The following is a 17,488-nucleotide window of genomic DNA, read 5'->3' as shown; positions in this document are numbered from 1 at the left end:
TAAAGCGCAAAATATTTTGGGCCCTGCTATGGCCGGCAGGTGCATTGCTGATCGCCTTGGTGGGCTGGATTTATCTGGTGCACGATCTGGATAAAACCTGGCAGCAAACCGAAGCTCGGGCCCTGGCGGATGCGCTCAATCTGGCGAAGAACCATGCCGATCATCTAGTAAGAAGCTTTGACACGGTTGATCAAACACTGCTGCATATTCGGTACGAATGGCAGTTGACGGAAGGCAATCTTGAACTCGAAACCCTCAATAAAAGAAAGCTGTTTCACGCAGGCCTCTTGTTTAACGTTTCGATCCTGGATCGTGAAGGAAATATTCATACCAGCACCATGCCGGGCATAAAAAACAAGTTTCTCGGCGACCGCGAATTTTTCAATGCGCAGAAATTTGCCATCATTGATTTTCTGTATCTGGGCAAGGCAGTGTTCAGTTCCGCGTTAAACCAGGACGTTGTGCATTTCGCGCGCAGTCTGAACGATCCGGACGGAAGTTTTGCCGGCACGGTGATGGTGGCGGTCAATCCAGCCTACTTTACGACGACATACAATGAAAACAGCCTGGGCAAGCAGGGCTTGCTGGCGTTGGCGGGTGACGACGGCGGCATGCGCGCGACGAGGGTGGGCAACAAGATCGGCCGCGTGAGTGCCTTTGCCTTTAATAAAGTTCCGCAATTTTCCATGCTTTGGGGAAGTGGCTTGCTGGAGGGTAAGGCCTGGTTTGCCGACGGTCGTTCTCGTTATGTTGGCTGGCAACAGATTGAGGGGTATCCCCTGGTGGCAATTGCCGGGCTCGACCAGCAAGAAGTGCTGGTCCCCTATTTGAAAACCCGTACCACGGCACTCCGTAGCGCCACGCTGGCGACGACAGGGCTGTTAGGGTTCAGCCTGATTGCCATGATCTTGTCGCTGCTGCTTGCCTGGCGCAAGCATCAGCTTGAGCAAACGCAGGCCACCTACCGCATGGCGACCGAGGAAGGTCATGAAGGTTTTTACATCGCCCATCCCGTGCGCGACAGAGACCGCAAGATCATCGATTTTATCGCCGGGGATTGCAATTCCTATGGCGCCAGACTTTTCCAGCAAAGGCGCGAAGGCGTGCTTGGCAAGCATTTTTCCACGCTGTTTCCCGAACCGGAACGCCATGGCTTCATGAACCATATGCGCCAGGCCATGGAGACGGGTTTTTATGAAGGCGAAATGCAATCGAGTGGTGAATGGTCGAGCGTGGTCAAATGGGTGCACCTGAAAATGGTGCGCGCCGATGATGAACTTGCCATTACCATCCGCGATATCAGCGATACCAAGGCGCATGTGACCGAGCTTGAACGGCGTGGCAATGAAGATGCCCTGACGGGTTTGCCAAACCGATACTGGATTCAGGGATTCCTGCCCCAGGCGATTGCTCGCGCAAGAACCGAACATGCCATGCTGGCCTTGCTGTTCATCGACCTCGATGGTTTCAAGTGGATCAATGACACCCTGGGGCACCCGGTTGGCGACGAATTGCTCCGTTACTCGGCAGAGCGGCTGAAGGTGGCAGTGCGCCCGCATGACCATGTGGTACGCCTGGGGGGCGACGAATTCGTCGTGATTGTCGAACAGCTTGAAGACCGGCAGGATGCTGCGCATGTGGCGGAGCGCGTCGTGGCCGCTTTTCGGGAGAAATTCCGGCTGTCGCAAGGGACGCACTCAATCGGTACTTCCATTGGCATCAGTGTTTTTCCTGACGACGGTGCGGACGCGGATACCCTGCTCAAGAATGCCGATATTGCGATGTATGCCGTCAAAACATCCGGCAAGGGGAATTTCCGTTTTTTTGAGCACAAGCTCTATGAGGCATTGCGCAAGCGCGTCGACCGCGAACAGGAATTGCGGCAGGCGATCGAGAATGACGAATTACTCGTACATTACCAGCCTCGCTTCGATATCAAAACTGGCGTCGTTTCGAGCATGGAGGCGCTGGTGCGCTGGCAGCATCCCGTGCGGGGATTGATCGAGCCACTGGAATTCATTCCCTTGGCGGAAGAGACGGGCTTAATCCTCGATATCGGGGAGCAGGTTCTCGACAAGGTCTGCGCCCAGTTGGCCGCCTGGGCACGCCAGGAACGCGGACTGCTGCCGGTTTCGGTAAATGTTTCCCCACGTCAGTTCAGTCACGCCAATTTCATCAAGATCGTCGCTGGCTGTCTTAAGCGCCACAGGGTCCCGGCGCATTTGCTGGAGATTGAAATCACCGAGTCCTGCATGATGGGCGACACGCAAGATGTTGCCGCCGCGCTGGCAGCGTTGCAAAAACTCGGCATCCGATTCCTGATCGATGATTTCGGCACCGGCTATTCTTCACTGTCGCAATTGCAAAAGCTGGATTTCGATGTGCTCAAGGTGGACCGTTCCTTTACCTCCGAGGTAGAAAAGACCGAGGAAGGCAAGGTGTTTTTCACGGCGATCATCACCATGGCACATGCCCTTGGCATGCGGGTCGTGGCCGAAGGCGTGGAAAACCGGCGCCAGCTCGAAATCCTCAAACGCCTGCGTTGCGATGAAGTCCAGGGGTTTTACGTGGCCAAGCCCTTGCCGCCTGCCGAACGCCAATCTGATTTTCCCATGCCGGTCATGCCGGCATTTGCCTGAATTCCCTGCCTGAACCTGGTGACGCCGGCGTTGAAGCTTCCGGCTTATGCGCGATCTGCCGACATCATTCTTGCCAGTCGCCAGGTCCGCAGGAAGTCAAAGCGCTTCTTGAGCTTGAGCGAGGGTTTTTCAATCCAGTGCCAGGATGCTGCGGCAAACAACATGGTCAGGATGGCCGCAGTAGGAAACAGTAGCCACCATTCGCGTATGCCGGGAAACAGATGCACAAGTGTTTGCTGGATCGGGAAATGGAACAGGTAGATGCCATACGAATAGTCGCCATTTTGTAGCAAGGGAATTCGAGGTATCTTGAGCATGCCGAGATAGACCACGCAGTAAGTCAAGGGGAAGGCAGCGATATAGGTCGTGCCGTCAAACGGTATCAAGATATAGGCGAGGGTGGCGGCTGCTGCAAAAAGTCCGATGTGCAGCGGAAGACGACCTCTCCAGTGGAAAAATGCAATGCCGACAAAGAAGTAGTAAATGATCACATGCCACGGATATGACGACGTTGCATTTCCAAAGCCGGTGACGATATTGAGCATCGCAAGAGCCACTGTACTGGCTAAAAACAGCCATGTGTACAGGGCCGGCCTGTAGACGATGGACGTCAGCATCAGGCCTGCCATCACCACATAGCAATAAAATTCCGGGCGCAAGGTCCAAAGGCTGATATTGACGATATTGGGAACAGGATTGTCCGTGAAAAGACCCGGCAAAGTGTAACGGACCATGCTGATGATATTGCCGAAATATTCAAAGAAGTGGCGGTCGTGAAAGTATTCCTTGAGCGGCACAATGGTCAGCAAGGGGCCAAGCACCAGCGCGCACAAGGCAACTTCTACCGCTAGCGCCGGGAAGATGCGCAAGCCGCGGTAACTCAGAAACAGCGGCACGGAACGCGTGCGAACTGCACTGCCGGTGACCAGGAAGCCAGAGAGGCAGAAAAACATCGGCAACAGGGCCAGGATCACAGGATAAAAGGCAGTCGGGATGTACTCGACATAACGCTTTGCGTAAGAATTCTGGATTGCATGAAACAGCAGAATGCACAGCGCCAGGCCAATGCGCAAGGCGTCAAAGCCCGGGCCGGCGCCCCGGTTTTTTTCCATCGCCATCGCGGCCGTCGGCAGTCCTGCAAACACGCCGGCAATCCTGCTTGCGAGAGGTTGCGTTTGCGTGGTGTCCGCCGTCTTGTTCAGCCCAGACAAGTTGGTATCCATTTTCCGCTCTCCAGTTGTGCTATTGCGGGCCCCGTCAATTTTGCGAGTGCAGGCAGGGTGTCCTGATTGTTTAACTGCTCATCCGTGGCAGAGGCTTTCCTGGTTGAGTCGCCATTTCACGGTTTGCGGAATTTGCCTGTCGTGGCAATATCCGCTTTTTCAGTTGCAGGCATGGTTTCTCGATCCAGTGCCACGAGACGGCCGATAACAGGATCACCACTGGTGCGGCGACTAGCCACAGCATCCACCATGCATGCAAGCCCGGGAAAAGATGGGCAAGGCTTTGCAAGACGGGAAAATGCAGCAAATAAATGCCATAGGAATAGTCGCCATTTTGAAGCAGGGGGATGCGCGGCAGTCGCAACATGCCGACATACACGATGCAATACGTGACGGGAAATGCCGCAAGGTACACCAGGCCTTGTTGTGACAGCATGAGGCAAGCCAGGCCAAGCGCGGCGGCAAACAATAGCGGATGAGCGGGAATCCAGTCGCGCCAGTGGCACACTGCAATGCCGACAAAAAAGTAATAAATGATGACGTTGGGGGGGAACAAGTCGCCCGGATTGCCGTAGCCATACAGTGCATTGCTTGCTGTCAGGAGCGCAGTCGATACCAGAAATGCCACGCTGTACCAGGTGCGCCGGTAAACCAGGCTGGAGAGCATGAGTGCCGCCATAATCAGGTAGCAATAGAATTCCGGCTGGAGCGTCCACAAGCTGCCATTGACGATTTTTGGCAAGGGGTTGGTCAGGAACACGCCTGGCAATTCCATGCGCACGATGCCGACGATATTGCCGAAGTAAGAAAAAAACTGTTTGGTCGTGAAATATTCTGTAAGCGGCAAGCTGGTCATGAATGGCCCGAGCAAGAGGGCGCACAAGGTGACTTCGACGGCAAGCGCGGGAAAGATTCGCAAGCCGCGGTACGTCAGAAATACCTTTACCGAACGTGTGCGCAAGGCGCTGCCTGTCACAAGGAACCCCGAGAGGCCGAAAAACATCGGCACCAGGGCGATGATGAAGAGGTAGAAATAGTTGCTGATAAAGGCGATGCCGCTTCGATCCGGCGCCAGCAGGAACGAGTGATAAGTCAGAATGATCAGTGACAGGGCGATGCGGATGGCATCGAAGCCAGGCCCCACGCCGCCATTTTCCTGCATGACGCTGTCAAGCGAGCGATAGCGTCGTTGCCTCGTTCTGATTCCGGCATGTATGGCCGTGTCCCTGGATTCGGACGCCGGTTGTCGTGGTCTATTTTCCATGCGCTGTTTTGTCGGTTGCCAGACCTGAATTTCTCATGGGTTAACTATGAAACTGCGCAACCGACATTGCTGTGACATTGCCCAAACCGGCCGTTGATTGTCGCAAACGTGTCGAAAATTACACACATCGATTGCGGATGCGCAGGCGATCCTGCAATGGCGTCGAATGGGTAAGAAAAAACAGGAAATTAAAACGCGGAGAGCAAAAAAATAGCCCGCATACGCCAGGCGCAGCGGGCAAACTTCAACACTGGAGAAGCGTTGGAAGAGACAAGGCCACTATAGAAGATTGCTGGTTTTCGCACATCCCATATTTATGGGATATTTTGATATTGAAAGATGGTATATTCCTTGTTATACCATCAGTAGTTTCCAATAAACAACAAAAAATGTCATTTCAAAGCTCCATTCGCCTGCCGCAGCGTCTGCCATTCCCGGCGGCGTTCAGCGCTTCCGCATCGTTTGCCTGGGCCGCCTGGCCTGCCATAGCGCCATGAACCAGGTAGCGGATCCCGACGCCTCGCCCGCCCGGGTGCTGGTCGTCGAGGACGATGCAGTCACCAGTGCGACCTTGTGCCTGTCGATCGAGGCCGCGCCGAGCCTGTCGCTGGCTGCGGTGTTCGATAGCATGCAGCCCGCATTGACGTGGATTCAGACAGGTAACTTCGACGTCTTGCTGACGGACCTGGGTTTGCCTGACGGTTCCGGCATCGAATTGATTCGTGCTTGCCGGCAGCGGCATCCCCACTGCGACATCATGGTATTGACCATGTCGTCCAATGAAGCCGATGTGCTTGCGTGCATCGAGGCAGGCGCGTCCGGCTATCTGCTCAAGGGCACGCACAAAAGCGATATCGCGCGGTCAGTCATGAGCCTGCGCGAAGGCGGGGCGCCCATGAGCCCGGCGATTGCCCGCATGGTGCTCGAACGGGTGCGCGCCGGCCCGCCTGCGACCGTGTCTGCCGATAAAAAGCTGCAGGCTGACGCGCGCTTGACCAAGCGCGAAAAAGTGATCCTGGACTTGATTGCGCGTGGTGATTCTTACGGCAACATTGCCACCATGCTGAGTGTTTCAGTGGGAACCGTGCAAACCCATATCAAGAGCATCTATGGCAAGCTTTCTGTGCACTCGCGCGGCGAAGCCGTGTTCGAAGCGCAGCGGCAGGGGTTGCTCAAGCGTAGCCACGGACCACTTGCTGAAAGTACTGACTGACGGCGTGCTGCAGCGCCATATGCCTGGATGCGACGCAAGCCATGCAATCGATGGGCATGGCACTGCGAAATACTGGACTTGAGGCCGCTTTCCAGTTAAAACTGGAAGCAGATTCACTACCAGGATAGTCGCATCCATGAAATACGAGGTTATCGATACCCAGATCGCTCCTGAAGGGCGGCTAGAAGTCTTGTCCAAGGCGGAAGTCGCCAAGTTGCGCGATACCAGTCAGGGCGGCTTGTACACAATTTTCCGTAACTGTTCGCTGGCAGTACTCAACTGCGGCAATGCCATGGACGATGGCAAGGAATTGCTTGAGCGCTTCAAGGATTTCGACATCAGCATTATCCAGCGCGAGCGCGGCATCAAGCTCGATATCAAGAGCGCCCCGGCTTCTGCTTTTGTCGATGGGCAGATGATCAAGGGGATCCACGAACACCTGTTCGCGGTCTTGCGTGATGTGATTTTCGTGAGCAATGAAATCCAGGACGATCCCCGATTCGACCTGGAAAGTACGGAAGGCACGACCGACGCCGTCTTTCATATCCTGCGCAATGCCAACATGCTGCGGCCGCTTATCAGTCCCAACCTGGTCGTGTGCTGGGGCGGACACTCCATTTCACGCATCGAGTACGAGTACACCAAGAAGGTCGGCTACCAGATCGGCTTGCGCGCCATGGATATCTGCACCGGCTGCGGCCCGGGCGCCATGAAGGGGCCAATGAAGGGGGCGACGATCGGCCATGCCAAGCAGCGCATCACCAGCGGCCGTTATCTTGGCGTGACCGAGCCGGGCATCATTGCCGCCGAGGCTCCCAATCCGATTGTCAACGACCTGGTTATCTTGCCGGATATCGAAAAGCGCCTGGAGGCGTTCGTGCGTCTCGGGCACGGCATCGTGGTGTTTCCCGGCGGCGCCGGCACGGCAGAGGAAATTCTTTATATCCTGGGAATCTTGCTGCATCCGGACAACGCCGAATTACCGTTCCCCTTGATCTTTACCGGTCCGCACAGCGCGGCAGCCTACTTTGAACAGATCGACCGCTTCATCGGCGATACCCTTGGGCAGCGGGCGCGCGAACGTTACCAGGTGATCATTGACGACCCGGCAGCGGTAGCCCGCGAAATGCAGGCGGGGATCAAACGCGTGCGTGAATTTCGCAAGGAAAAAGCCGATGCGTATTACTTCAACTGGCGCCTCAAGATCGACCGCGAATTCCAGCAGCCTTTTGCGCCGACCCATGACAACATGCGCAACCTGAAGTTGCAGCGTCAGCAGGAAAGCCATCTGCTGGCGGCCAACCTGCGCCGCGCCTTTTCCGGCGTCGTGGCGGGCAATGTCAAGGACCAGGGCATTCGCGCCATTGAAGAGCACGGGCCCTTTGAAATCCGCGGCGATGCCGACATCATGACGGCAATGGATGCGCTGCTGGCGTCGTTTGTCGAGCATCACCGCATGAAGCTGCCAGGGAAAAAGTACACGCCCTGCTATCGCATCATCAAGTAAAGGCGACCGGGAGACGTGTCGGACATGACCCCGCGCGCGATCCTGGTCGAATTGTTCCTTGCCGCAGTTGCTGCGGCCCAGCCCGCGACATGCATGCGCGCGGCCGTGGCGCAAGTGCCGCCGCCGCGCGGGCGCACCATCGTGATTGGCGCCGGCAAGGCCGCCGCCTACATGGCCGCAGCCCTGGAAGCGATGTGGCCGACGCCGGTGGAAGGCGTGGTGGTCACGCGTTATGGCCATGCGACGGCGTGTCGCCAGATCCAGGTATTGCAAGCCGGTCATCCTCAGCCTGACCAGAACAGTCTGGATGCCGCCCAAGCCATGCGCCGGCAGCTTACCGGTCTCACGAAAGACGACCTGGTAATCAGCCTGATCTCGGGCGGCGGCTCGGCTTTGCTGGTGGAGCCGGTCGCCGGCATTACTCTGGCCGACAAGCAACAGGTCACACAAGCCATGTTTCAGGCGGGAGCGACCATCCGCCAGTTGAACCGGGTGCGCCAGGCATTGTCGCTGGTCAAAGGCGGCGGACTGGCGGCCATGGCATGGCCAGCACAAGTGCTGACGCTGGTAATTTCGGATGTGCCAGGTGACGATCCCGCCTTCATTGCTTCCGGACCCACCGTGCCGCCACCGGCGGAGTCGGCGTCGCCGCTGGAAATCATTACCCGCCTGGGTTTGCGTCTGCCGCCGCATGTGTTGGCTGTGCTGGCGCAGCCGTCCCGTTATGCACGGCAAGATTTTTCACATTGCCGCACCATGACCATCGCCACCCCGATCCAGAGTTTGCAGGCAGCCGCGGCACGCGCGCGCGAGTTGGGTTATGTGCCGATGATCCTTTCAGATTGCATTGAAGCCGAGGCGGCGGAGGCGGCGCAGGTGCATGCTGGTATTGCCCAAAGCATACGGCGCCATTACACGCCACTGGCACCCCCGGCGGTATTGCTTTCCGGCGGGGAATGCCGCGTTAGCCTGGGGAACACTCCGGCGGGCAAGGGAGGCCGCAATACGGAATTCCTGCTCGCGCTTGGCCTGGCCTTGCAGGAAGAACAGGGGATGTTTGCCCTCGCGTGCGACACCGATGGCATCGATGGCAGCGAAGACAATGCCGGCGCCCTCTGGCTGCCGGATAGTGTGCAGCGGGCACGCGAGCGTGGACTTGATTTGCCGCTACACCTGGCGCGGCATGACAGCTATGCTGCATTTGCTGCGCTGGATGACCTGGTAATCACCGGGCCGACCCGAACCAACGTAAATGACTTCAGGGCCATCCTGATTCACTGAGCGTTGTTTGCCCCAGGGTGCCGGCGCGGCACCCTGGCAGCGCATCATCTGCTGCCGTCAGGGCTGGTAAAGCAGATCCGCGTTTTCGTTACGAATTTCCTTGGCTTCCTCGATCATGCGCCGCAATTCATTGCGTTTGCGGTTGATCGCGGCGTGCTGTTCGGCGGTCATGGGCGGCGCAGTCATCAATTCCTTCAGATGCGCCGAATTGCTGTAATTATTTCTGCTGAAACGATCCATGCCAGACTCCGTCAAAGTAAAGCAGATTCGCCATTTGCAAATTCAGGCTCAGGCCTGTCATTCGCGCCTGTCGAGTTTTCCCCTGTAGGAAGCACGGTGTGCCGCGGCACGGGGAAGCCAAATCATTGTGCACCATATTAAGTGCCTGTTCGTGACAACGCGCAATTATTTTTTTGACCGTGAGATTCTGCAACAGTCGACGGTTCCAGGCGTCGGTCAAATGCTGCAGAACCTGAACCTGGAGGTTTCAGAAATGGCGTGAATCCAGACGAGGAAAAAACGATGCGTTTTTAATGCTTTGATGATTGTCAATATCGTAGTTTTGCCAGTAGTTATGATTCATTACGGCAAGGAAGAGCGAATTCCTTAAGAAATTGCCCTAAAAACAGGAGATTTGGGTGCAAAACAGGGAGAACCCGCCGTGAGGCTGGTTACAATAAGCGATCTTTTTCTTGATACCGAATTATTGAAGATGGAAGTGGTATTAGTCCTCCGCAATATTCCGCACAGAAGAAGGGCTTATAACTTATTAGTTAGCTTTTTTGCCGTTATAGAGGAATTGAAATGAAAGACGTCGTAATTGTCGCAGCACAGCGAACAGCAGTCGGTAAGTTTGGTGGCTCCCTGGCGAAAATCGCCGCAGCAGATCTCGGAGCGCATGTGATCAAAGGATTGCTGGCCAAGACCGGCGTATCGGCAGACCAGGTCAGCGAAGTGCTCCTGGGCCAGGTCCTGACTGCAGGCGTTGGCCAGAATCCGGCGCGCCAGGCATTGATCCGCGCAGGCTTGCCCAGCATGGTTCCAGCCATGACGATCAACAAGGTGTGCGGTAGCGGCCTCAAGGCAGTCCACCTGGCGGCCCAGGCCATCATGTGCGGCGATGCCGAAATCGTCATTGCCGGCGGCCAGGAAAACATGAGCGCATCGCCGCATGTCCTGAACAATTCCCGTGACGGTTTCCGCATGGGCGACGCCAAGCTGATCGATACCATGATCACTGACGGCCTGTGGGATGTCTATAACAATTACCACATGGGCGTCACTGCCGAGAACGTCGCCAAGAAGTACGACATCTCGCGCCAGGAGCAGGATGAATTCGCCGTCGCTTCGCAGAACAAGGCCGAAGCCGCGCAAAAGGCCGGCAAGTTCAAGGATGAGATCCTGCCCGTGGAAATTCCCCAGAAAAAAGGCTCGTTCGTTTTCGATACCGATGAATACGTCAAGGAAGGCGTGACACTGGAATCGATTTCCGGCCTGCGTCCGGCCTTCGACAAGGCGGGTACCGTGACTGCGGCAAATGCCTCAGGCATCAACGATGGCGCCGCCGCCGTCATGCTGATGTCGGCTGAAAAGGCCAAGGAGCTGGGCCTGACCCCGCTGGCAAAAATCAAGGCGTATTCGTCCGCTGGCGTCGATCCGAGCGTCATGGGCATGGGCCCGGTCCCAGCGGCGCAGCTGTGCCTGAAAAAGGCGGGCTGGACGCACCAGGATCTCGACCTGATGGAAATTAATGAGGCATTCGCAGCCCAGGCGATTGGTGTCAACCGTGAAATGGGCTGGGATACCAGCAAGATCAACGTCAACGGCGGTGCCATTGCGATCGGACATCCGATTGGTGCATCGGGTTGCCGTATTTTGGTGACGCTGTTGCATGAAATGGTCCGTCGCGATGCAAAGCGCGGCTTGGCCAGTCTGTGTATCGGCGGTGGCATGGGTGTAGCGCTGGCGGTGGAGCGGTAAGACTGCTGTTTTAAAGTGGCATAGACCGGATGTTTGCTGTGTGGCATGATTTGGCATGAAGCATGCTTATGGCGGGTATCCGGTCTGGTGCGATTGCCGTCCTGACCGCTGCACTTCTTTTATAGTCATTTTGCAAGAGGATAGGACATGGCACGCATAGCATTGGTGACCGGCGGCATGGGCGGTCTGGGTGAGGCAATTTGCATCAAGATGGCGGCACTGGATTACCAGGTCATCACTACCTACTCGCCCGGTAGCAGCAAGGCGCCCGCATGGCTGGAGACAATGGCACAGCAAGGCTTCAATTTCCGCGCTTACCCATGTGACGTCTCCAATTACGAGTCAGCGAAAGAGTGTATCGCGCAGATCGAAAAAGATGTGCGTCCTGTCGATGTGCTGGTGAATAACGCCGGCATCACACGCGACATGACCTTCAAGAAAATGGACAAGCCTGACTGGGATGCAGTCATGCGCACCAACCTGGATTCGGTGTTCAACATGACCAAGCCGGTTTGCGATGGCATGGTCGAACGCGGCTGGGGCCGGATCATCAATATTTCCTCCGTCAATGGCCAGAAAGGCGCATTCGGCCAGACCAATTATTCCGCTGCCAAGGCAGGCATGCATGGCTTTACCAAGGCGCTGGCGCTGGAAGTGGCCAGGAAGGGCGTCACCGTCAACACCATTTCGCCGGGGTATATCGGCACCAAGATGGTGATGGCCATCCCGCAGGAAGTCCTCGACGGCAAGATCATTCCGCAAATCCCGATGGGACGCCTGGGCAAGCCGGAAGAAGTGGCAGGCCTGGTCGCCTACCTGGCCTCGGAAGAAGCTGCCTTTGTCACGGGCGCCAATATCGCCATCAATGGCGGCCAGCACATGTACTGACCGTTTGCGTTGCGACGGCAGGCTTGCGGCGGGCCGGTGCCCCTAGGCTGCAGCCTGCTGTTCGACCAATTCCTCGAGACGTTCGACGAGGACGGGCATGGTGACAAATCCTGATGTCACGAGGTCGAGATCGCGGCCGCGTTCCAGCACGAGGGTGGGAAAGCCTTGCACATCCCAATTCCGCGTGAGGGCGAAGTCGGCCTGGGTCGCATCCACCATGGCGGCGCTGCTCCAGATTTCCTGAAATTGCCCCGCATCGATTGCATGGCCCGCGTTGCTCATGGCTTGCGCGGCGACTTCCGCCAGAATGGCAGCTTGTGTTACGTCGCGTCCTTCAGCATAGAAGGCTTGCTGAATCGCGTGAAACACCGGCAGGCTGGTTTGCGCCGCAATCCCGCGCGCCGTTACAACCGCGCGGCAGGCAGGTTCGGTGTCGTAGATGAACCCCTCAGTGTCGAGCGCCGTGCTGGAAAAAGTCAGGCCGGTGGCAGCTTGTACCTGCTCCCAGTGGGTATGAATCAGTTGGCGGCCGTCAGCATCGAGCGGCTGCTGCTGCGTGCGCAAGCCCCCAAGCACGATTTCTACCGGGACTTCCGGCAAGCCTTGCTGCAATGCATCCAGTTCCGGCGCAAAGCCATAGCACCACGAACACATGGGGTCGGCGATGAAAATGAGGTTGGTGGCCATGGTGCCTCTTTCTGTCGGTCGGGTTGTGCCGGGCTGGCGGGCGATCCGTACGCGCTATTCGAGGATCAGGCTGTCATTTTGCCAGCCTTTGGTCTGTTCAGTCCCGAAAATAGTGGGGGATTCGCGGTGTTATTCCCTTGATTGCACGAAAATGGCACACCGGGCCGCCCCGGCCAGAGGCGTTTACTGTTTGACCCAACTGGTCAGCCTGGGCTGTGACGATACCCGGAACTCGATATTCGTGATGCCGATCGAACCGGTCGGACCGGTGACGAAATTGTGCCCGGGCTTGACGGGAAATAGAAAATTATCCCGAATAAAAATGTCCGTGTGGCAGTTGGCGCTGGCATTGTACAGCTCGTTTTTTACTTCTTGCCACACGCCCTCGGTAATCCAGCCATACAGATAAAGCTGGTTCGGATAGAGTTTGCTGTCGGAATCCAGATAGCCTTTCTGGTTTTCCTGGAGGGCAGGATGCGGCGGCGGGCACTGGGCGACCGACAGGTCGATCCACCCATCACTGAGGGCATAGGTTTCTTCGCTTTGATAGGCGCCATCCTTCAGGAGGAGTTGCCATTTGCAGCTGAGCTCGATACGCTTTTCCAAGCCGCATTTTTCTGTCCAGAGCGACTGGCCATCGCTGACGGTCAGCTGGGTGCGGATCACCTGGCCGATCAGCGCCGGCTCGCAGGTGCGGATTTCATCGATATTTTCATGCATGTTCCAGAAGAACCATTTGGTGCGTTCGCTATCGGTCATCTCGCCCAGTTCTGCGATTTTTTTGATGCCGTAAGGTTCGATTGTACGGATGACATCCCGCCGCAGCTTTTCATTGATTTCATCGAGGTCGCGTTGCACTTTGTGGGTGGGCACATGTTCCATCGGCAGCTCCAAAAGAAAATAATCTGTTTTCCTGTGACGGGAAAACAAAGAAAAAACGATCTTTATCTGAAGTAAATGTGAGCATTAGAACGTTTTGGCATGCCGCAGTTTCGTGCAAACGCACATGAGTGTGCGCATTTATGCAGTTTTGCCTTGCAGCGGATACTGTGCAGTGATTCCGGAGGGGAATTCACCTAATGCGGCGAGTGCGGGGGATTTAACTGCAACTGGTGGCTTGCCTGGCGCAAGCGGACAGCCAGGCGCCCGGCATGCAAGGCGCTTCAGGAAGCTTTCAGGCTGGCGGGCATCACTTGCATCCAGTTCTTCTGGTTGCTGAGTAAATCCAGCAACTGCGTGAGCGGCACAGGTCGGCTGAAGTAAAAGCCCTGGTATTCGTCGCAGCCGAACTGGCGCAAGGCTTCGGCTTGCTCGCGCCTCTCCACGCCTTCTGCCACGACGCGCATGCCCATGGAATGGGCCATGGCGATGATGGCCTGGGTAATGGCCGTATCGTTGGGGCCGGTCGGAATATCCTGAATGAAAGAGCGATCGATTTTCAGGCTGTAAACCGGGAAGCGCTTGAGGTACGCCAGCGATGAATAACCTGTGCCGAAGTCGTCAATGTCGAGGCGGATGCCCATCGCGCGCAGGCGATTCATGATCTCCACGGCTTGCTCGGGGTTGTCCATCACCATGCTTTCCGTGATTTCCAGTTGCAGCAAGTCGGCTGGCAGCGCCGTCTGTTCCAGCAGCTGCTGCAAGGCTTCGGGAAAGTGGTTGTCGTCGAGCTGTCGTGCGGACAGGTTGACAGCGACCCGCACCGGGTAGCCGCTGGCCTTGTTGATGGCGTGTGCTTCCTCGCAGGCGATGCGCAGGATATGTTTGGATAGCGGGATGATCAGGCGGGTCTCTTCGGCCATCGGGATGAAGTGCTGCGGCGGCAGCAAGCCGAGATCGGGATGGTGCCAGCGCACCAGCGCCTCGACGCCATTGATGCGGCCGGTGAAGACATCCACCTTCGGCTGGTAGTACAGTTCCAGTTCGTGGTTGTCGATGGCGCGGCGTAATTGCGATTCAAGCGCCAGCCGTTCCACCGAGTGCATGTTTTTGCTGGCGGAATAAAAGCGGTAGGCATTCTTGCCATCGCTCTTGGCGCGGTACATGGCTATGTCGGAATTTTTCAAGAGCGCCATGGCATCGCCGCCGTCGTCAGGATAGAGCGCGATGCCGATGCTGGCCGACAGGTGGCATTCCTGGCCATCGACATAAAACGGGCGAGAGGCTTCCTCGAGAATTTTCTCGGCAACGCCGGCAGCGATCTGTCCATCCACCAGTTCTTCGATCAGCACATAAAATTCATCGCCGCCCATGCGGGCTACGGTATCGTTTTCACGCAGGCAGCCGCGCATGCGCTCGGCGAATTCCTGCAAGGCCTGGTCGCCTGCGCTATGCCCGAACGTGTCATTGATGTTCTTGAAACGGTCGAGGTCGACGAACATTACGGCGAGCTTCTGGTGGCGCCGGTGCGCCGTCTTCATGGCGTGATTGAGAATCTGGTTGAACAATGCCCGGTTCGGCAAGGCCGTCATTTCATCGTAGTGCGCGAGGTAACGGATGCGGTCTTCGGTTTCCTTGTTTTCGATGGCGATGCCGGCCAGGTTGGCGGCTATTTCGATGACCTGCAGTTCCTTTGCGCTGGGCAGGTGAGGATCACGGTAATACAGTGACAGCGCGCCCAGCACCTTGTTGTTCTTGCCGAAAATAGGCCAGGCCGAGCATGCCTGCAAGCCGTGCGTCAGCGTCTGGTCGCGCCACATGATCCACAGCGGGTCCGTGGCGATGTCGGCTGCCAGCACCGGTTCGCGCCGGAACACCGCGGTTCCCGCCGACGAATGGCAGGGGCCGACCGCCAACCCGGTCATGCTTTCCACCAGTTCCCGCGGCAGCGCCGGCGCCACCACCGCATGCAGGTGCGTGCGTGCGGCATTCAAGAGTGCAATGGCGCACTTGCCGCGTTCGGATTGGTCTTCGATCAGGCGCGTCAAGGTGGCGAGAATATCCGGCAGCGCTTCATCGCCGGCGATCATGCCTAGGATTTCATTCTGTGCGCTTTGCAATGCCTCGGCCAGCTTGCGCGCACTGATGTCGCGCATGACGACTTGTACCGCTGGCGAACCGAGATAGATGAATTTGGAACCGGACGCCTCGGCATGGAAAGGCGTGCCATCGATCTTCAACCACACTTCCTCGACCTGGCCGGTGATCAGTTCACCCATCGGCAGCGCCAGTGCGCGCTTCTTGCTGATTTCCTTGTAATCAGGGTGCATGAAGGGCCGTACGCTCTGTCCCAGCAGGTCGCCGGAATGGCTGGCCCCGAATAATTGCACGCACGCCTGGTTGAGCAGTACGAATTTGCCGTGCTGGTGCACGAAAATTGCCTCCGGCGACAAGTCGATCAATTGCCGGTAGCGGGCTTCGCTATCGGCCAGAATCGCCTGGCTTTGCTTCCATTCGGAGATATCGCGCATGTAGGCGGTAAAGACCAGGCGATCGTCCAGGGCGATCGGCGCGACGGCGACTTCGACCGGGAAGGGCATGCCTTCGGCATGCACGGCCCAGAGTTCGATGCGCCGCTTATGCAGTGGGCTGTCGCTGTTTTGCAGCAGGTCTGCCATGCCCTGCTCGAATTGCTCGCCCGAGGCCGGCGTGAGCAGGCGTTCGACCAGGGGTTGGCCGATCACATCGGCGCGCACATGACCAAAGGTGCGTTCGGCCGCCGGATTGAAATCGATGATGTGTCCGGCTTCATCGAAGGAAACGATACAGTCCAGTGATGCCTGCAGGATCGCGTTCTTGAGTTTCTCACTGTTGGCCAGCGCCGCTTCGACTTCGGTGCGGCGGGATTGTTGCTCGAAATTGTCCAGCGCGAAAGAAATTTCATTGGTCATTTCTTCCAGGAGTTCGATTAATTCCTGGTCAAAATAATCCTTCTCTTCGGCATACAGCAGCAGGGCGCCAATGATCTCGTCGTCCTGGCGGAAAGGGAAACTGCCGACAGAACGAAAACCGACATTGTTGGCCAGGGCGATCCATTCATCGTGAAATCCCACGGCTAAAAAATCGTTGCAGATGCTCGGGCGCTGTTCGCGGATGGAAATGCCGGCCGGACCCTTGCCCTCCGCTTTTTCCGCATCGATGGAAATGCGCGCAATGGGCGCTTGCGGCAACTTGGTGCCGTGGCCGGCAATGGGGATCAATTCCTGCGATGCCGGATCGACCAGGCGCACCATCGCCATCTGGAAGCCCCCGCGCTCCACAGCGATACGGCAAATCTGGTTGAACAGGGCTTCGCGGTCTTCTGCATGGAGGATTGCCTGATTGGTTTGTCGCAGTGCCGCATACAGGTCGCGCAGCCTGCCGATGCGTTCCTCGTGCGCCTTGCGGGCCATGATGTCGGTCAGGACACCGACTGCCTGCAGCGCCTGCCCTTGGGCGTCACGTTCCGCCACCTGGCCGGACAGGCAAACCCAACGCCAACCGATTTTGCTGTCTTGCAAGCGAAGGTCGACCTGCATCCCTGATTCCGGATGCGCTAAAGTACCCTGAAGCAACTGTGTCCATTGCTGCTTCACAGCCGGCAAATCTTCTTCATGGATCAATGCATGCAAGGCACCAGCCTTGACGATGCCCTGCAAGGCGACGTGCGCAAAGCAGGCGGGCAATTCACCATTGACCTGCAGCGAATTGCCAGTGATTTCCCAGTGAAAGGCGACATGGCCCCCGCTATTGAGCGCCAGGCGCAATGGATCGCTGATAATCCGGGAAGGTGGCTTCATTGGTGCGACTAAGGCGCGTCACAAACGCTTTGTTATATGTCAACAGCGCACGATTTGAATGCAGGTGTGCGCTCACTTTTTGAAGTGC

At 57.0% G+C, this 17,488-nt stretch carries 13 protein-coding genes; 7 read left to right on the top strand and 6 right to left on the bottom strand.

What is annotated here, in order from left to right; genetic code table 11:
• The first annotated feature begins 44 nt into the window (after positions 1-44).
• Complete coding sequence (locus EKL02_RS18690; RefSeq protein WP_164932040.1) at positions 45-2,639, top strand: EAL domain-containing protein; 2,595 nt, start codon at positions 45-47, stop codon at positions 2,637-2,639.
• A 44-nt stretch (positions 2,640-2,683) separates the two neighbouring features.
• Here EKL02_RS18690 and EKL02_RS15350 read toward each other — a convergent pair whose 3' ends face one another.
• Positions 2,684-3,862 carry an acyltransferase gene (locus EKL02_RS15350; protein WP_128902851.1) on the bottom strand — a complete coding sequence of 393 codons (1,179 nt, stop codon included), beginning with the start codon at positions 3,860-3,862 and terminating at the stop codon, positions 2,684-2,686.
• Positions 3,863-3,932: 70 nt separating this feature from the next.
• Positions 3,933-5,024, bottom strand: a complete 1,092-nt coding sequence (locus EKL02_RS15345; protein WP_164932039.1) for an acyltransferase — start codon at positions 5,022-5,024, stop codon at positions 3,933-3,935.
• A gap of 179 nt (positions 5,025-5,203) precedes the next feature.
• Between EKL02_RS15345 and EKL02_RS15340 the strand changes: the two genes are divergently transcribed.
• The 4 genes from EKL02_RS15340 to EKL02_RS15325 all read left to right on the top strand — a co-directional run bounded on the left by EKL02_RS15340 (position 5,204) and on the right by EKL02_RS15325 (position 9,127).
• A complete protein-coding gene (locus tag EKL02_RS15340) occupies positions 5,204-5,623 on the top strand; it encodes a hypothetical protein (protein ID WP_164932038.1) in 420 nt (139 codons plus the stop codon).
• Positions 5,620-6,339: a response regulator transcription factor gene (locus EKL02_RS15335; RefSeq protein WP_128902848.1), complete on the top strand. Its 720-nt coding sequence runs from the start codon at positions 5,620-5,622 to the stop codon at positions 6,337-6,339. The genes EKL02_RS15340 and EKL02_RS15335 overlap by 4 nt, the downstream gene beginning before the upstream one ends.
• Positions 6,340-6,475: 136 nt before the next feature.
• The gene (ppnN, locus tag EKL02_RS15330) at positions 6,476-7,846 is read left to right on the top strand and encodes a nucleotide 5'-monophosphate nucleosidase PpnN (RefSeq protein ID WP_128902847.1); all 1,371 of its coding nucleotides are present in this window, start codon (positions 6,476-6,478) and stop codon (positions 7,844-7,846) included.
• A gap of 24 nt (positions 7,847-7,870) precedes the next feature.
• Entirely contained in the window at positions 7,871-9,127 is a 1,257-nt protein-coding gene (locus tag EKL02_RS15325) for a glycerate kinase (protein ID WP_128903537.1), read from the top strand.
• Positions 9,128-9,184: 57 nt separating this feature from the next.
• Here the strand turns inward: EKL02_RS15325 and EKL02_RS15320 are convergent, their stop codons facing one another.
• On the bottom strand, positions 9,185-9,367 hold the full coding sequence (locus tag EKL02_RS15320) for a hypothetical protein (protein ID WP_128902846.1): 183 nt from the start codon (positions 9,365-9,367) through the stop codon (positions 9,185-9,187).
• Positions 9,368-9,931: 564 nt separating this feature from the next.
• Between EKL02_RS15320 and EKL02_RS15315 the strand changes: the two genes are divergently transcribed.
• Complete coding sequence (locus EKL02_RS15315) at positions 9,932-11,107, top strand: acetyl-CoA C-acetyltransferase (protein ID WP_128902845.1); 1,176 nt, start codon at positions 9,932-9,934, stop codon at positions 11,105-11,107.
• 147 nt (positions 11,108-11,254) lie between these two features.
• Entirely contained in the window at positions 11,255-11,995 is a 741-nt protein-coding gene (locus EKL02_RS15310; protein ID WP_128902844.1) for a beta-ketoacyl-ACP reductase, read from the top strand.
• Between the two features lie 42 nt (positions 11,996-12,037).
• Here EKL02_RS15310 and EKL02_RS15305 read toward each other — a convergent pair whose 3' ends face one another.
• The 3 genes from EKL02_RS15305 to EKL02_RS15295 form a co-directional block, all read right to left on the bottom strand.
• Positions 12,038-12,682 (bottom strand): DsbA family protein, encoded by a 645-nt coding sequence (locus EKL02_RS15305; protein ID WP_128902843.1) that lies wholly within the window; start codon positions 12,680-12,682, stop codon positions 12,038-12,040.
• A 183-nt stretch (positions 12,683-12,865) separates the two neighbouring features.
• The gene (locus EKL02_RS15300) at positions 12,866-13,564 is read right to left on the bottom strand and encodes a hypothetical protein (RefSeq protein WP_128902842.1); all 699 of its coding nucleotides are present in this window, start codon (positions 13,562-13,564) and stop codon (positions 12,866-12,868) included.
• A 281-nt stretch (positions 13,565-13,845) separates the two neighbouring features.
• Entirely contained in the window at positions 13,846-17,400 is a 3,555-nt protein-coding gene (locus EKL02_RS15295) for an EAL domain-containing protein (RefSeq protein WP_128902841.1), read from the bottom strand.
• Between the last annotated feature and the right edge of the window lie 88 nt (positions 17,401-17,488).

It is taken from the genome of Janthinobacterium sp. 17J80-10 (assembly GCF_004114795.1).
GTDB lineage: Bacteria > Pseudomonadota > Gammaproteobacteria > Burkholderiales > Burkholderiaceae_D > Paucimonas.
Note: the sequence above shows the minus strand (reverse complement) of the source record. Positions and strands in the feature narration are given on the sequence as shown.

Bases quoted from the DNA above. Each gene is read 5' to 3' on its own strand.
- EKL02_RS15310 (WP_128902844.1), top strand. From the start codon at position 11,255: ATGGCACGCATAGCATTGGTGACCGGCGGCATGGGCGGTCTGGGTGAG.
- EKL02_RS15345 (WP_164932039.1), bottom strand. From the start codon at position 5,024: ATGCAGGAAAATGGCGGCGTGGGGCCTGGCTTCGATGCCATCCGCATC.
- EKL02_RS15315 (WP_128902845.1), top strand. From the start codon at position 9,932: ATGAAAGACGTCGTAATTGTCGCAGCACAGCGAACAGCAGTCGGTAAG.
- EKL02_RS15350 (WP_128902851.1), bottom strand. From the start codon at position 3,862: ATGGATACCAACTTGTCTGGGCTGAACAAGACGGCGGACACCACGCAA.
- EKL02_RS15320 (WP_128902846.1), bottom strand. From the start codon at position 9,367: ATGGATCGTTTCAGCAGAAATAATTACAGCAATTCGGCGCATCTGAAG.
- EKL02_RS15295 (WP_128902841.1), bottom strand. From the start codon at position 17,400: ATGAAGCCACCTTCCCGGATTATCAGCGATCCATTGCGCCTGGCGCTC.
- EKL02_RS15325 (WP_128903537.1), top strand. From the start codon at position 7,871: ATGACCCCGCGCGCGATCCTGGTCGAATTGTTCCTTGCCGCAGTTGCT.
- EKL02_RS15300 (WP_128902842.1), bottom strand. From the start codon at position 13,564: ATGGAACATGTGCCCACCCACAAAGTGCAACGCGACCTCGATGAAATC.
- ppnN (WP_128902847.1), top strand. From the start codon at position 6,476: ATGAAATACGAGGTTATCGATACCCAGATCGCTCCTGAAGGGCGGCTA.
- EKL02_RS15305 (WP_128902843.1), bottom strand. From the start codon at position 12,682: ATGGCCACCAACCTCATTTTCATCGCCGACCCCATGTGTTCGTGGTGC.
- EKL02_RS15335 (WP_128902848.1), top strand. From the start codon at position 5,620: ATGAACCAGGTAGCGGATCCCGACGCCTCGCCCGCCCGGGTGCTGGTC.